12 protein-coding genes and 1 tRNA gene are annotated in these 14,628 nt (G+C 34.3%); 7 read left to right on the top strand and 6 right to left on the bottom strand.

The window, feature by feature from the left end; all coding sequences use genetic code 11:
* Positions 1-35: 35 nt before the first annotated feature.
* Entirely contained in the window at positions 36-332 is a 297-nt protein-coding gene (locus ACQY29_RS05765) for a thioredoxin family protein (RefSeq protein ID WP_428224286.1), read from the top strand.
* On the opposite strand, the gene ACQY29_RS05760 is transcribed toward ACQY29_RS05765, so the two are convergent.
* Both ACQY29_RS05760 and ACQY29_RS05755 read right to left on the bottom strand, forming a co-directional pair.
* Positions 329-982 carry a polysaccharide deacetylase family protein gene (locus ACQY29_RS05760; RefSeq protein ID WP_428224285.1) on the bottom strand — a complete coding sequence of 218 codons (654 nt, stop codon included), beginning with the start codon at positions 980-982 and terminating at the stop codon, positions 329-331. The two genes, ACQY29_RS05765 and ACQY29_RS05760, sit on opposite strands and share 4 nt — an antisense overlap.
* 172 nt (positions 983-1,154) lie before the next feature.
* Positions 1,155-4,358 carry a protein O-mannosyl-transferase family gene (locus tag ACQY29_RS05755; RefSeq protein ID WP_428224284.1) on the bottom strand — a complete coding sequence of 1,068 codons (3,204 nt, stop codon included), beginning with the start codon at positions 4,356-4,358 and terminating at the stop codon, positions 1,155-1,157.
* A gap of 170 nt (positions 4,359-4,528) precedes the next feature.
* Here ACQY29_RS05755 and ACQY29_RS05750 point away from each other — a divergent pair.
* Positions 4,529-4,599, top strand: a tRNA-Gln gene (locus ACQY29_RS05750).
* A 90-nt stretch (positions 4,600-4,689) separates the two neighbouring features.
* Here the strand turns inward: ACQY29_RS05750 and ACQY29_RS05745 are convergent.
* Positions 4,690-5,277 carry a hypothetical protein gene (locus ACQY29_RS05745; protein WP_428224283.1) on the bottom strand — a complete coding sequence of 196 codons (588 nt, stop codon included), beginning with the start codon at positions 5,275-5,277 and terminating at the stop codon, positions 4,690-4,692.
* A gap of 152 nt (positions 5,278-5,429) precedes the next feature.
* Here ACQY29_RS05745 and ACQY29_RS05740 point away from each other — a divergent pair, with 152 nt between their 5' ends.
* Positions 5,430-5,795 carry a DUF1508 domain-containing protein gene (locus tag ACQY29_RS05740; RefSeq protein WP_428224282.1) on the top strand — a complete coding sequence of 122 codons (366 nt, stop codon included), beginning with the start codon at positions 5,430-5,432 and terminating at the stop codon, positions 5,793-5,795.
* 121 nt (positions 5,796-5,916) lie between these two features.
* Here ACQY29_RS05740 and ACQY29_RS05735 read toward each other — a convergent pair whose 3' ends face one another.
* The gene (locus ACQY29_RS05735; protein ID WP_428224281.1) at positions 5,917-6,123 is read right to left on the bottom strand and encodes a hypothetical protein; all 207 of its coding nucleotides are present in this window, start codon (positions 6,121-6,123) and stop codon (positions 5,917-5,919) included.
* 190 nt (positions 6,124-6,313) lie between these two features.
* Positions 6,314-8,467: a S46 family peptidase gene (locus tag ACQY29_RS05730; protein WP_428224280.1), complete on the bottom strand. Its 2,154-nt coding sequence runs from the start codon at positions 8,465-8,467 to the stop codon at positions 6,314-6,316.
* A gap of 701 nt (positions 8,468-9,168) precedes the next feature.
* Here ACQY29_RS05730 and ACQY29_RS05725 point away from each other — a divergent pair.
* Together ACQY29_RS05725 and ACQY29_RS05720 are read left to right on the top strand one after the other, a co-directional pair.
* Positions 9,169-10,248, top strand: a complete 1,080-nt coding sequence (locus ACQY29_RS05725) for a sensor histidine kinase (RefSeq protein ID WP_428224279.1) — start codon at positions 9,169-9,171, stop codon at positions 10,246-10,248.
* 6 nt (positions 10,249-10,254) lie between these two features.
* A complete protein-coding gene (locus ACQY29_RS05720) occupies positions 10,255-10,974 on the top strand; it encodes a LytR/AlgR family response regulator transcription factor (RefSeq protein ID WP_428224278.1) in 720 nt (239 codons plus the stop codon).
* Position 10,975: 1 nt separating this feature from the next.
* Here the strand turns inward: ACQY29_RS05720 and ACQY29_RS05715 are convergent, their stop codons facing one another.
* Positions 10,976-12,202, bottom strand: coding sequence for a 3-deoxy-D-manno-octulosonic acid transferase (locus tag ACQY29_RS05715; protein ID WP_428224277.1), 1,227 nt, complete (start codon positions 12,200-12,202; stop codon positions 10,976-10,978).
* 94 nt (positions 12,203-12,296) lie between these two features.
* Here ACQY29_RS05715 and ACQY29_RS05710 point away from each other — a divergent pair, with 94 nt between their 5' ends.
* Positions 12,297-13,424: a DegT/DnrJ/EryC1/StrS family aminotransferase gene (locus ACQY29_RS05710; RefSeq protein ID WP_428224276.1), complete on the top strand. Its 1,128-nt coding sequence runs from the start codon at positions 12,297-12,299 to the stop codon at positions 13,422-13,424.
* A gap of 108 nt (positions 13,425-13,532) precedes the next feature.
* Positions 13,533-14,582: a UDP-glucose 4-epimerase GalE gene (gene galE / locus ACQY29_RS05705; protein WP_428224275.1), complete on the top strand. Its 1,050-nt coding sequence runs from the start codon at positions 13,533-13,535 to the stop codon at positions 14,580-14,582.
* Positions 14,583-14,628: the final 46 nt, after the last annotated feature.

The raw sequence follows: 14,628 nt of genomic DNA, 5'->3' as shown, positions 1-14,628 counted from the left end.
TTTGTATTGCAAACTATAGCTAAAATTGAACAGTTATGTCAAAATTTGGTGAGTTAATTAGTGCCCATGTACCCGTATTAATCGATTTTTACACCGATTGGAACGAGGCTTCACAGTCGATGCATCCTGTGATTAAAGATGTTGCCGCAGCTTTAGGCGATAAAGCGCGTGTGATAAAAATTGATGTAGATAAAAATCAAGAATTGGCAGAAGCTTTACGTATAAAAGGCTTACCTACTTTGATGATTTATAAAGATGGGCAAATGAAATGGCGTCAATCAGGTGAATTAGATGCTAACTCAATTATTACACTTGTACAGGAACAACTTTAGGATATAATCTCAAATTTATATCCTTTTTCTTTATAATAAGCAATCGCTTTTGGTAAAGCATAAATCAAATTGGGTTTAGCTTTTACGCTATCGTGGAAAACAATTACACTTCCGCTTTCTATTTTTTCAGTAGCATTTTTAAAACATTTTTCTTTGGTAATCGTAGTATCAAAATCGGCTGTGAGTACATCCCACATGATGATTTTATAACCTTGTTTGCGTAGAAATTTCGATTGTAATGGTGTTACTTTTCCGTAAGGAGGTCTAAAAAGTTTACAGTGTTCAGTATTCAGTTTATCAAAGCTCCCAAAGTCAAGTATTGCTTTTTCGCACAAATCAACTTCTTCAATATAATCCTTAAAACTAGTTTTCCAACCGTTTTTATGATTAAAGGTATGATTGCCTACAGCGTGTCCTACTGTAATAATTCTTTTAAAAATATCAGGATGATTTTTAATGTTTTTTCCAATGCAAAAAAAAGTCGCTTTTATATTTTCTGCTTGTAAAACATCCAGAACCCAAGGGGTAATTTCAGGAGTGGGACCATCGTCAAACGTAAGATAAACCGTGTTTTCAGCATTCGGAATAGACCAAACCTGATTACGAAACAACCATTTGATAAAGCGATTTGTTTTAACCCAGTAGAACATTTGAGTTTAGAATTTAGAGTTTAGAATTCAGAAGTTGACACACTTAATACCTAGAGTATTTTATGTTTTAAAACCAATTGAATTTCAAAAACTAAGATATAAAAGAAAAACGACCTTAGAAAATTCATCTTCTAAAATCGTTAATCAAATAATCTATAATTTAAAATCAATACTACTCCATTTCCACATCAAAGAACGCATAACGCTTATTAATAGCATTAAAAGCACCTCTTTCTTGATTATGGAACATTTGATCTTTATATGTTTTTGCAATTTCTAACAAACCTTTGTAACGTACTAAATCGGTATAGATATCACTTGCAAAGAATTGACGTTGTTCAGAAGGATCAATTTCACTATAATAACGCAATTCATCACTATATTTAGCAAACAATTGTTTAAGCAGTTTACGAGCCTTATCTTGTTTGCCAATTTTATAATAACCTTCCACAAAAGGATCTAAAACGCTATAAAACCCATAATAATCTAAAGGGGTTTTTGCTAAAGCTAAATCGATAATTTTTTCAGCCTTATCGTTTTTCCCTTCATTAATCAAAGCTGTCATTAATCGAGCCATGTGGGTACGGTAAGAAATACAATTTTTACGTGTTTCTGGATCATGATAAATAGACGTACTTTCACCGTTGCCCCAATCTAAACCAGTAAATATTTTATAAGCTTTATCTGAATCAATGCGCCCCATATCAAAACTATAAGCATCTTCTGGAAGAGTTGTTTTAATAGGAACCAATTTAAAAATCATTCCATCTAATTGTAAATACTCTTTCATCCACACATAATCATCATCTCCAAAAGCACCCGATGAGAAATAAATAGGACGTTTCCATTTGTTCATTCGAATGATATCTAACATCATCAAACGATTTTTATACAAGGCACTTCCCTTAATATCAACATCTATAAAAGGTACTATAGAATCATTATCTTTAGGATTTACAATTTTGTTTGCAATTACATTTTGCTTATCAACAGGAATTCTAACTTTATTTGTTGGATAAAACTGCACTTTTTGACCATTACGCAATTCAATTAAAGTTCTTGGATCGTCCATATGTGCAAAATCCATAAATTCATCAATTGACAAACGCTCTTTCGTACGCTCTTCGTGAATCATATAATCACGTTTCCCATCTACATAATCTTTATGCGTAAACGATAACGGAATTGGGTCTGATTCATACGCTTTTTTCAACATAGAATCAATATACCAGTCTGTCATTAATAAACTTGTATTCACTATACGCACGTCAGTACGATAGCCTTCTATTTCTTGTACATACCATAACGGGAAGGTATCGTTATCCCCTATTGTAAACAGAATAGCATTTTTATCACACGAATCTAAATAGGCTTTTGCATTAGCTACTGCGGTATATTTATCAGAACGATCGTGATCGTCCCAGTTTTGAGATGCCATTAACACTGGTGAACCAAGCAAACAAACTCCAACCACCGCAGGCATAGCAATTGTTTCTGTAATATATTTTTTTACAAAATCATAAATAGCATATACACCTATTCCAATCCAAATAGCAAAGACATAAAAAGAACCTACTAAGGCATAATCACGCTCACGCACTTCAAAAGGTCTTTCGTTCAGGTAAATTTTCAAAGCTAAACCTGTGAACAAGAAAAGGGAAAGCAATACATAAAATGATTTTAAATCTTTTTTAGCATGGAAGAACAAACCGATTAAACCAAGAATAAATGGAATAAAGAAATACGTATTTCTACCTTTATTGTTTTTCCAATCAGCAGGCAGATTTGATTGACTACTCAAACGAATGTTATCTATAAAAGAAATTCCACTCAACCAGTTACCATCTTTTAAATCATATTCGCCTTGATTATCACTTTGACGTCCAACGAAATTCCACATCAAATACCTCCAGTACATATAGCCAAATTGGTATTCAAACATAAAAGAAAGATTATCTACCATCGATGGTTTTTCTACATCTAGGTACTCTCCATACGACTTTAAAAACTTATCGTAATCTGCAAGATCCAGCTTTCCTGCTCTGTAAGCCGTTCTGAATTCAGAAACTATTTGAAGTAATTCCTGCTCTTCATTATATTCTTCTTTTACAGAAAATTCAAGCGGTGAGGTAAACTTCATATAATTCACATTATGCTCCCCACTCCACATACGAGGTAAAAGCGCCTTATGATTATCATCGGTATTTTGAACCGCATTTTTATAATCATTTACAATAACATACTTACCTGATTTGTAATCACGCTCATAGTTAGGTTTTTCATCTAAATACGGATTATCTTCATCTAAACCAGCATAAGCATCAGAAAATTGAGGACCATAGAATAATTTTTGTTCCCCATATTGCTCACGGTTGTAGTACGCCAAAAGCTCACGAGCATCAGATGGTTTGTTTTCATTTATTGGCGTGTCGGCATTAGCACGAATAGGCAACATCAACCAAGTGGAAAAGCCAATAAAAATGAATATAACCGCTAATAAAATTGTATTTAAAATTACTTTCCCTTTTTGACGCGTGTATTTTAACCCAAAAACAAAGAAAGCAATCAATAAAATAGTTGCAAAAATAGTCCCGGAATTAAACGGCATCCCCATTTGATTCACCATAAAAACTTCGGTACTACCAAAGAATGACATAGTCCAAGGCAACAACAATTTGAAGATAAATAATAACACTGAAATCACTACTACATTAGCAATAACAAAACCTTTTAGCGATACTTTTTCGTAATGTTTAAAATAGTATAGGAATCCAATAGAAGGAATCGTTAACAATGCCATGAAATGCACACCAAAGGAAAGTCCAACAACCAATGCAATTAGCAACAACCAACGATTACCTTTAGGCTCATGCATTGCGGCTTCCCAGCGTAAACCTAACCAAAAAAGCAAGGCAATAAACAAGGTAGCCATAGCATACACTTCAGCTTCAACGGCATTAAACCAAAAACTATCGGAAAACGTAAAGGCTAATGCTCCTACAAAAGCACTTCCAAGGATAGCTTTTTCATTATTAACATTTATTTCTTTGACCGAACTTACCATTTTGCGCAAAAGCATCGTGGAAGACCAAAATAAAAACAATATGGTAAATGCACTGGAAACTACAGACATCATGTTTACCATAAAAGCAATATTTTCTTTACCTATGGCAAACATAGAGAAAAAGGCTCCTATCATTTGAAATAAAGGCGCACCTGGAGGGTGTCCTACTTCTAACTTAGCGGAAGTGGCAATGTATTCACCACAATCCCAGAAACTCATAGTTGGCTCAACAGTAAGCGAATAAACAACTAAGGCGATTAAAAAAGAAACCCATCCTAAAAGGGTGTTCCATTTTTTGAAGTTGAAAGACATATAAATAGTTAATGGTTTGTAATTACCACACAAAGAAACTGTTTTTTTAGCTAAAAAAAGGTTAAAAAAAAAATTTTTGATTTTTTTCACAATTCGCTTGCAGAAACAAAAAACATGCGTATATTTGCACTCGCAATACGGAAGCAAACACAGAAGTACTGCAGGTTTAATGGTCCATGGTGTAATGGTAACACTACGGTTTTTGGTGCCGTCTTTCTAGGTTCGAGTCCTAGTGGACCAACAAAAAAGCTCTGAGCAATCAGGGCTTTTTTTATACACCTAAAACAAAAAAAACCTTCTGTGAAATTCACAAAAGGCTTTTTCATAACTGCTACTCAATTTTAAGATAAACAGGATTTTTAAAAAAACTTAAAATTGTAGTATTCTCAAGCGAAAAAGCATCCCTATCATACATTTCTAAACGCTTGATTAATCTTGTATTTTCACCAAAATAAAACTTAATTTTACCATAAATTTCAGCCCGAGCACTTGAACTCTTCTGATTAATTTTACCATCAAAAACATGCTCCTCAACAACATTTTGATAAATATCAACTACTTTAAACTCATACCTCTGAACACCTTCCTCCTCAGAACCCACTGAACGCGTAATCAATTTATAAGATTTATTTTCTGCGATCACAAAAAAACCTTCAAAACTTGAGGAATTATTCAACTTAAACACCTCAAATTTATTCACCCCAAACTCCACAGAAGAAAACTCCTTAAAACTAATTTTAGTAACCACAGTAGCCCCTTCATTCACAAAACATATATTTTTATTCTCTTCATCTATCCTAAACGACTGAGGTTTAATTTTAGCCTTGTTACCACTTCGCAAAGTAATTACATCTTCAAAAGTCGAAGCAACTACTACTTTAGAAAAAAGCAACAAACCGATATAGAAATAATTTTTCATCTTATTTTTCGTTTTTTTTTGACATCCAAAATTACTTTACAAATGTTAACTTTTCAAAAAATCAAAATGAAATAAAAGTTACCATTACAGTTGTTAATATCTTCCTGAATGATATTTCCTAACACCAAAATTCCATTTGTATCTTTGCATTTATGGCAACATTTATGATCACAAAAAGACTTGACGGCTATTACAAATTTGAGTTTGTTTCAAGAAAAGGAAAAACAATCATGACTAGCGATAGTTATGAATTGCGCTTTGAATGCGAAGAAGACATCGACAAATTAAAAGCTATGCTCGATAGCGCAACAGTTATGCGCTTTAGAACTTCGAGCAACAAATTTTATTTTCGATTAATTATTGACAAGAAAGAAATTGCAACCAGCAGAAAATACACCACTCAATTATTGATGCAACGCGGTATAGACGAAATGATGAGAGCCGCATCTAATGCAGAAATTTTAGACTTTGCCGCTAATGAATTCGTATTCCCAGAAGCAGAAGAAATATTCGCTTAACCCTCAAAACCAACATTCAAGTCAGTTTTTTAACTGACTTTTTTATTTCATAAACAGGAAATCATATAAATGAGAAAAGCTCCGCAATGCGGAGCTTTTAAATAAACTAGATAATATCTAATTATTTTTTCTCTTCAGCTTTAACTTCAGTAGCAGCAGAGTCAACAGCAGCAGCAGCAGTATCAACAGCAGCAGCAGCAGTATCTACAGCAGCAGTATCAACAGCTTCTGTAGCTTCAACAGCAGTCTCCTCAGTTTGAGCAGCTTGATCTTTACAAGAAACACTCATCATAGCAACTAAAGCCATAGTTAAAACAACTTTTTTCATCTTACTTAATTATAAAAGGTTAATTATTAATTCGTGTCGCAAAGATATAAATTTTTTGTAATGCAAAACTTTTTTTCAAACTTTTTTTTAAAAAATTTTCTTTACCAACGTTTTAAGGTATTCAATTTATATGCCAAACTTGGTTTAGCTTGCAATATATTTGTAAATATTTGTTTAACAAATGGTTAATTTACTTTTTAACCGTTGTATTTTTTACAATTTTTAGCTCTTCAATCAAGTTTTTAGCTCCTGCAAACTTGTCGATGATGAAAAGGATGTAGCGAGAATCCACCATAATATTCCTACAAATATCTGGACTATAGTAGATATCACTCATAGTGCCTTCCCAAACGCGGTCAAAGTTACATCCTATCAAGTTTCCTTTAGCATCTAAAGCGGGAGAACCAGAGTTTCCACCTGTAGTATGATTTGTAGCGATAAAAGCTACTGGAACTTTGCCATTTTTATCGGTATAGGAGCCAAAATCTTTGGTGTTGTAAAGGTCAATTAACTTTTTAGGTACATCAAATTCATAATCACCAGGGACATATTTTTCCATTACACCATCTAAAGTGGTGAAAGGTTCGTAGTAAACCGCATCGTTTGGTTTGTATCCTTTTACTTTACCGTAGGTCACGCGTAGCGTACTATTAGCATCTGGGAATATTCGTGCCGATTTTGGACTTAGTTCCATAATGGCTTTCATATAGGTGCGTTGCAGAGCTATATTTTTCAAATTCATCTCATTCCATTTTGGTGCTACATTCTTATCATAAGCCTCCGCCATAGTTTTTACTAATATATAGGCTTTATCTTGGTTCATTTTTTCGATAACTGTTTTGCTATCTCCATTTAATAACTCTTGCAAACCTGTATACGTAGTTAATTTTGAATTCTTAAATACATCTGCTGTTAATGCTGCAACATCAATTCCTTTTAATGAAGTAGGTAAAAATTGCTGAGGAGACTTGGTAGCATAAATCTGTACCAATTGTTCAAACACTTTTTCGTCCACTTGAGCATTGAAATCTTTATACGTATCGTGGAATCCTTTGATTAAATTGTTTTTGCGGTCGTTAAATGACTGCTCTCCTTTAGAAGCTAATACTTGCTCTAATTGGTATAATTTATAACCAAAAGTCAAAATTTCACAATTGCGTAAAACTACTTCATTATAGTAATCTCTAGCCAATGCATATTCACGTATATTAGCATAATTGGTTTTAAATTCATTCAACACATGGCCATATTCAGCTTGTTTACCTGCTTGGTTGATTTTTTCAGTTAGAGCGGCCTCAAATTTTTGTTTAGCTCCAACAGCATTGGATTTTTTCAATCCTTTAGCCTCACCTATCCATTTCTTCCAAGCATTCGCAATTGAAGCATTCTTAGCGGCATATTGTATTTTGATGGCTGGGTCTTTTCGCATGAAGGCATTCTGAGTTTTTAAAGTAGCATCGCGCACCTCAATTCTTGCAGGATTCAATTCATTCATGATTTGCTCTACAGCAAAACTTGGCAAATATTCCTGAGTACGGCCAGGATACCCCATAACCATAGTAAAGTCATTTTCTTTTACTCCATTTAAAGAAATTGGGAAAAAGTGTTTGGGTTTATAAGGCACATTGTCCTTTGAATATTCTGCAGGACGGTTGTTTTTATCAGCATAAATACGGAACAAAGAGAAATCGCCCGTATGACGAGGCCACACCCAGTTGTCTGTATCGGAACCAAATTTACCAATCGAACTTGGTGGTGCACCTACTAAACGCACATCTTTAAATGTTTCAGTTACAAATAAAATATATTGATTTCCATCAAAGAAAGTCTTGATAAGATTCTCTTGCCAAGCTTCTTTAGGTAGTGATTTTGTTAGTAGGGTAATGTTTTCTTGAATCTTCTTTTGTTTTTCTGCTTCCGAAGGTAAGTTTGTTACACCTTCTAAAACTTTAGTCGTAATGTCTTCTATACGGATGATGAAGGTTACAAATAAGTCTTTGTTCGGTAATTCTTCATCCATTTTGTACGCCCAAAAACCGTTGGTTAAGTAATCATGCTCTACAGTCGAGTGACTTTGTACATTATCATAACCACAGTGGTGGTTGGTTAAAATTAATCCTTTAGGTGAAATCACTTCGGCAGTACAACCGCCATCAAAGTGAGGCACTGCGTCTTTCATGCTAGATTTGTTCACAGAATAAATATCTTCAGCCGTGATTTTCATGCCTAGATTTTTCATTTCTGTTTCGTTCATTCCCTTAAGTAGTGAAGGAATCCACATACCGCCTTGTTGAGCGAAGGTTGGGAATACGAATAAAATAAGGAGTAGTCGTAAGAATTTCATTATTTTAAATAATTGGTTTTATAAGGTTGCAAGGTACAACATTTAGAGAATAGTATTCGAATTTTAAGTTTTGGTTAAGAATAAACCATTCGTCATCGACTATTTACCGTTCGTCATTTTGTAGGAAAAATAGAAAAACAATCGTTTTACATTTGTTTTATCAAAATCAAATAAATCATTAAAATTCGAAACTATGGAAACAAAAAAAGTAACCACCAAAAAAATAATTTCAGCGCTATTGATAGGATTTGTAGTTGGATTTAGTGTGGTATATACGTTAAAACATTTTGTTTTATAGATTTTATCAAAACAATATTTTATTCAAAATCATCAATCAAAAACGAATAGTAATCATCATTAATCAAAAAAACGAATGGAAAATTTAAGTGTAAAAAAAGTAATTATCGGAATTGTAGTGTTAGTAGCCGTTTCTTTTGCTGTCATTTTCTTGACAGGAGTTGCAGAAGGCTTTACAGCAGAAATAAAATAAGGTACTTCTTAATCAAACAAACATCTCATCTTACTTCAGTTTCAGGAATGATGAAGTCGAAACTGACAAACTAAAAAACTGAACAAACAAATAACACTATCTTTGGCATAGCCTTCAAATGCCAAAGTCTCTAAACTTTAAAATTATGATACAATTTATGTTACATTTGGTAGAAGTAGTCGTGAATTTTATAATCGCTATTTTATTTTAAATGAAATTAATCACCCATTGGAAATACCATGTGCTGAATTTTTTTGGATGGCAAGTGTATGTTTTGTTTACATTGGCATTTGAGAAACTCAGTTACAAATTATCTAACACCGAAAAATGGACTGCTCTTGAAAATAATTCGTTGCGTTATTTTTTAGTGGAAGGTGTTTTATGTGGTTTTTTAGGCTTCTTCCTTTCTAATATTATTTTGCTGTATGTAGATTATAGAATTAATCTCAAAAAATTCAACACCAAAACTTTTTATGGTCTGACCATTAGTTTTGCTATTACCCAGTTTCTGTACCACATCTTTTTGTGGCCTATGTTGAATGTCCCTGCCAGTTATTATTTAGACAGAGAGGTTAAACTTAATGGAGTCATGAAATTAGCCAATGTTCCTTTTTTTACCATTGCATTTCTGGTGTGGCTTTTCGTGGTTATGACCTACAAAGTAATCAAATACCTCAAAGAAATACGCATCAAGCAATTGGAGTTGGAATCAGATTTAAAAGAAAGCACGTTAAATGCTTTGAAAGGACAAATCAACCCACATTTTATGTTCAATAGTTTGAATAATATCCGTGGTTTAATCCTTGAAGACCCGTCCCGTTCTAGAGATATGTTAACCCGGCTTTCTGAAATGTTGCGTTATTCGTTGACTAAAAATGATTTGCACGAAATAAAACTGGAAGACGAGCTGGAAATGGTAGAAAATTACATTCAGATTTCAAAAATACAGTTAGAAGAACGTTTGCAGTACGTTAGTGATATAGCTCCTGAAACCATGTCGCTAAAAATTCCTCCCATGGTTTTACAAATGTTAGTAGAAAATGCGGTAAAACATGGTGTAGCAAACCTTAAAGAAGGTGGCATAGTACGCGTACATACAAAGGTAGAAAATGAAAGACTGCTACTTCAAGTAATTAACACGGGTAAATTACGTATTCAAACAGATTCGACTCATATTGGATTAAAAAACATCGCCTCTCGTTTGAAATTATTATACGGCGACAAAGCCTATTTTGATTTAACCGAAGCCAACAACGAAGTTACAGCTTGCATTACAATTCCCCTAGTCTGATAGCAAATGAAAAAGATACAAACCATTATTGTGGAAGATTCGCGATTGGCTCGAAATGAATTAAAAGAGTTAATTAAGAATCATTCGGAAATAGAAGTCATCGCGGAAGCTGAAAATGTAGACAAAGCCTACGAGTTGATTACACAGTACAAACCCGATTTGATTTTTTTAGACATCAATATGCCTGAGAAAGATGGTTTCGAGCTCTTAGAAATGCTCGATAATGTACCTGTGACGGTTTTTACAACCGCTTTTGACGAGTATGCTATCAAGTCATTCGAATATAATGCGCTTGATTATCTTATGAAGCCTGTGAGTGCTTCTCGATTTGCAAAAGCAGTCGAAAAGGTTAAAGAGAAAGTAACAGCGCAACAAGAACAAGCCGAGCAGAAACTTCAATCAACCAATCAAATTTTTATTAAAGATGGCGAAAAATGCTGGCTGGTAAAAATTGCTGACATCTATTTGTTCGAAGTAGAAGGGAATTATACCCAAGTACATTTCAATAATGAAAAAGCCTTGTTGAACAAATCGCTCAATCAAATTGAAAAAAAGCTACCCACAGAATTCTTTAAAGCCAACAGAAATCAAATTATTAATACAAATTATATCAAAAATATTGATTTGTGGTTTAGTGGCAATCTATTAGTGCATTTAAACGAAGACACCAAAGTAGAAATCTCCCGCAGACAAACCAGTTTGTTTAAAGAATTGATGAGTCTTTAGTTTAAAGTTTGCGGAGTATCTTCTCCGTGGCTCCTTTGTTCATTTGAACAAAAGTACTACACACATGTCCTTTTTCGAATCGTTCGTCTTCATTTTGAATCAATAAATCAAAAGCATTTGAAAGTTGTTCTTGAGTAGCAATACTGATGCAACCTTCTTGATGCACTAAAGCGGTCGCTTCAGCAAAATGGGAGTAATTAGAGCCTATTACAACCGGAACGCCAAAAGTGGCGGGTTCTAAAATGTTATGCACACCTGGATTTCCAAAACCTCCACCCACATAAGCAATATCGGCATAACTGTATATTTTGGTCAAAATTCCAATGGTATCTATGATGAAAACCTCATAATCGGCTAGATTTTTATTTTCCATTTCTGAATATAAAACCGATTTCTTTTTGAGGGAAGACTGAAGAGTTTCAATGGTAGATGCTAGGATGTTATGAGGTGCAATGATAAATTTTACTGGATGCGGGGTTGTATTGATATATTCCACGAGTAATTCTTCATCTTTTGGCCAAGAACTACCAATTACGATAGTAGTTTGGGTATTTTTAAATTGCTCGATAAAATCCAAATGATTATCTCTTTCGAGTATAGTTACCACTCGGTCAAAACGCGTATCTCCAGATACAGTCACATTAGTAAAACCGATGCCTTGCAACAAATTTTTAGAAGAGTCATTTTGAACAAAGAAATGGTTGAAACTTTTCAAAGCATTTCTGTAAAAACCACCATACCATTTGAAAAACGTTTGCTTTTCTCTGAAAATCCCTGAAATTAAATAGGTTTTAATAGCACGTTTTTTTAGCTCATTCAAATAATTAGGCCAATATTCATATTTGATAAAGAAAACCATTTCAGGATTCAGGATTTCAATAAAACGTTGTGCATTGGATGCAGTGTCCAGGGGCAAATAGACCGTGACATCTGCGACCGTATTGTTTTTTCGTACCTCATAACCTGATGGCGAAAAGAAAGTCACCACCATTTTGTGATTTGGAAATTGGGTTTTTACTTTTTCTAGTACAGGTAATCCTTGTTCATATTCTCCCAAAGAAGCGGCATGAAACCAAATAGATTTGTCTCCTTTTTGAATTTTGTTTTCTAAGGTTGTAAATACTGTTTTTCTGCCCGCCACAAATAATTTGATTTTTGGACTAAAAACAGCAACTAACTTTAGCAGTTGGGCTACAACTTGAACCAAGAGATTGTATAGAAAAAACATATCAAAAATTTTATGCGGCTAAATTACATTAGTTTTAGAAAACTTAGAAAATAAGTCATTAAATTAGTAGTTTTGCTTACTAAATTTTTTGACGATGCGAAAACTGCAAATGGTTGACCTAAAAAGTCAATATGAAAAGATAAAAGACGAAGTAAATGCTTCTATTCAGGAAGTTTTAGACACCACAACGTATATTAACGGCCCTTTGGTTCACCAATTTCAAGCCGATTTAGAAAAATATTTAGGCGTAAAACACGTAATTCCATGTGCTAATGGCACTGATGCTTTGCAAATTGCCATGATGGGATTAGGGTTAAAGCCTGGAGATGAAGTTATCACGGCTGATTTTACTTTCGCAGCTACGGTTGAAGTTATTGCTTTGTTGCAACTAACGCCTGTTTTAGTTGATGTAGAAATGGATACGATGAATATTTCTATCGAGGCTATTAAAAAAGCCATCACTCCTAAAACAAAAGCCATTGTTCCTGTACACCTTTTTGGTCGTGCTGCAAACATGGATGCCATTATGGAATTAGCAACTGCTCATAATCTGTTTGTAATTGAAGACAATGCACAAGCAATTGGTGCAAATTACACGTCTGAAAATGGAACAAAAACCAAGTTAGGCGCTATAGGTCATGTGGCTTCTACTTCATTCTTCCCTTCTAAAAACTTAGGCTGTTATGGCGATGGAGGTGCAATTTTTACTAATGATGATGCTTTGGCACACACTTTACGTGGTATTGTAAATCACGGAATGTACGTGCGTTATCATCATGATGTAGTGGGAGTAAATTCACGTTTAGATAGTATTCAGGCGGGTGTTTTAAAGGCTAAATTACCTCATTTGGACCAATATGCTACTGCACGTAGAGAGGCAGCAAGAAAATACAATGAAGCTTTGGCAGTAAACCCAAATATTGTGGTGCCAGCATTTGATGTGGCTGGAGACGACCATGTTTTTCATCAATACGTACTACGAATCACTAATGGAAAGCGCGATGCTTTAATGGAACATTTACAATTAAAAGAAATTCCTTGCGCTATTTATTACCCAATTCCATTACATAGCCAAAAAGCGTATGTAGATACTCGATACAATGAAGCCGATTTTCCAGTTACTAATCAATTGGTTCAGGAAGTTATTGCACTACCAATGCATACCGAATTAGACGACGAACAAATTAAATATATCACGGATGCTGTTTTAGCGTTTGTATAAACTCCTAATCCTAAATGGGGAAAACTGGTGCTTTATGCTCAATTATTATCCATCAAGTAATAATCCTATTTCTTTTGAAATGATTATTCTTAAAATTGAATAACAAATATGAACTACACAGAAGTTCCCCCTTTGGGGGATAGGGGGCTTATCTTAGTAACAGGTGGCCTAGGTTTTATAGGTTCTCATACCGTAGTAGAACTACACAACGCAGGTTTTGAGGTAGTCATTATTGACAATCTTTCCAATTCTTCAATTGATGTTTTAAAAGGTATCGAGAAGATTATTGGTGTTCAGCCCGCTTTTGTACAATTGGATTTGAGAGATAAAAAATCCGTTCAAGATTTTTTTAAAACCCATACGGATATCCAAGGGGTAATTCATTTTGCAGCGAGTAAAGCCGTGGGTGAAAGTGTTGAAAATCCGTTGTTGTACTACGAAAACAACATCAATACCTTGGTCTATCTTTTGCAAGAATTACAACTGAAAGAAAAAGCGAACTTCATCTTTAGTTCTTCTTGTACGGTGTATGGACAAGCTGAAGTAATGCCTATTACTGAAGATGCTCCTGTACAACAACCTATTTCTCCGTATGGAAACACGAAGAAAATAGGTGAAGAAATCGTGAAAGATGTAGCTAAAATATCTAGCATTAATGCCATTTTATTGCGTTATTTCAATCCTATAGGAGCGCATCCGTCGGCTGAAATTGGAGAGCTGCCATTAGGAGTACCACAAAATTTAGTACCGTTTATTACACAAACTGGAGTTGGTTTACGCAAGGAACTTTCTGTTTTTGGTAACGACTATCCTACGCCCGATGGAACTGCTGTTCGTGATTACATACACGTCGTGGATTTAGCAAAAGCGCATGTGGTGGCTCTGCAACGCCTTATTTCAGGAAAGAATACTGAAAAAGTAGAAGTTTTTAATGTAGGTACGGGTAAAGGAAGTTCTGTACTAGAAGTGATTACTGCGTTTGAAACTGTTTCTGATGAGAAATTACCTTATAAGATTGTTGAACGCCGCGAAGGTGACATCACCATTGCTTATGCTAATACAGATAAAGCCAATTCTGTTTTAGGATGGAGTGCACAATCAACATTAGAAGAAGCTTTGGCTAGTGCTTGGAAATGGGAGCGAAAAATTAGAGGTTAACACCACTTATTACCATAAAATATAAAATCCCGTTTTAGCTTTAAAA

Source organism: Flavobacterium sp., assembly GCF_965262375.1.
In the GTDB taxonomy this organism is placed as follows: Bacteria; Bacteroidota; Bacteroidia; order Flavobacteriales; family Flavobacteriaceae; genus Flavobacterium.
This window is presented reverse-complemented; position numbering and strand designations above follow the sequence as displayed.

What these genes read in the sequence shown, in the direction of transcription:
- ACQY29_RS05765 (WP_428224286.1), top strand. Translation starts at nt 36, where the DNA reads ATGTCAAAATTTGGTGAGTTAATTAGTGCCCATGTACCCGTATTAATC.
- ACQY29_RS05760 (WP_428224285.1), bottom strand. Translation starts at nt 982, where the DNA reads ATGTTCTACTGGGTTAAAACAAATCGCTTTATCAAATGGTTGTTTCGT.
- ACQY29_RS05755 (WP_428224284.1), bottom strand. Translation starts at nt 4,358, where the DNA reads ATGTCTTTCAACTTCAAAAAATGGAACACCCTTTTAGGATGGGTTTCT.
- ACQY29_RS05745 (WP_428224283.1), bottom strand. Translation starts at nt 5,277, where the DNA reads ATGAAAAATTATTTCTATATCGGTTTGTTGCTTTTTTCTAAAGTAGTA.
- ACQY29_RS05740 (WP_428224282.1), top strand. Translation starts at nt 5,430, where the DNA reads ATGGCAACATTTATGATCACAAAAAGACTTGACGGCTATTACAAATTT.
- ACQY29_RS05735 (WP_428224281.1), bottom strand. Translation starts at nt 6,123, where the DNA reads ATGAAAAAAGTTGTTTTAACTATGGCTTTAGTTGCTATGATGAGTGTT.
- ACQY29_RS05730 (WP_428224280.1), bottom strand. Translation starts at nt 8,467, where the DNA reads ATGAAATTCTTACGACTACTCCTTATTTTATTCGTATTCCCAACCTTC.
- ACQY29_RS05725 (WP_428224279.1), top strand. Translation starts at nt 9,169, where the DNA reads ATGAAATTAATCACCCATTGGAAATACCATGTGCTGAATTTTTTTGGA.
- ACQY29_RS05720 (WP_428224278.1), top strand. Translation starts at nt 10,255, where the DNA reads ATGAAAAAGATACAAACCATTATTGTGGAAGATTCGCGATTGGCTCGA.
- ACQY29_RS05715 (WP_428224277.1), bottom strand. Translation starts at nt 12,202, where the DNA reads ATGTTTTTTCTATACAATCTCTTGGTTCAAGTTGTAGCCCAACTGCTA.
- ACQY29_RS05710 (WP_428224276.1), top strand. Translation starts at nt 12,297, where the DNA reads ATGCGAAAACTGCAAATGGTTGACCTAAAAAGTCAATATGAAAAGATA.
- galE (WP_428224275.1), top strand. Translation starts at nt 13,533, where the DNA reads ATGAACTACACAGAAGTTCCCCCTTTGGGGGATAGGGGGCTTATCTTA.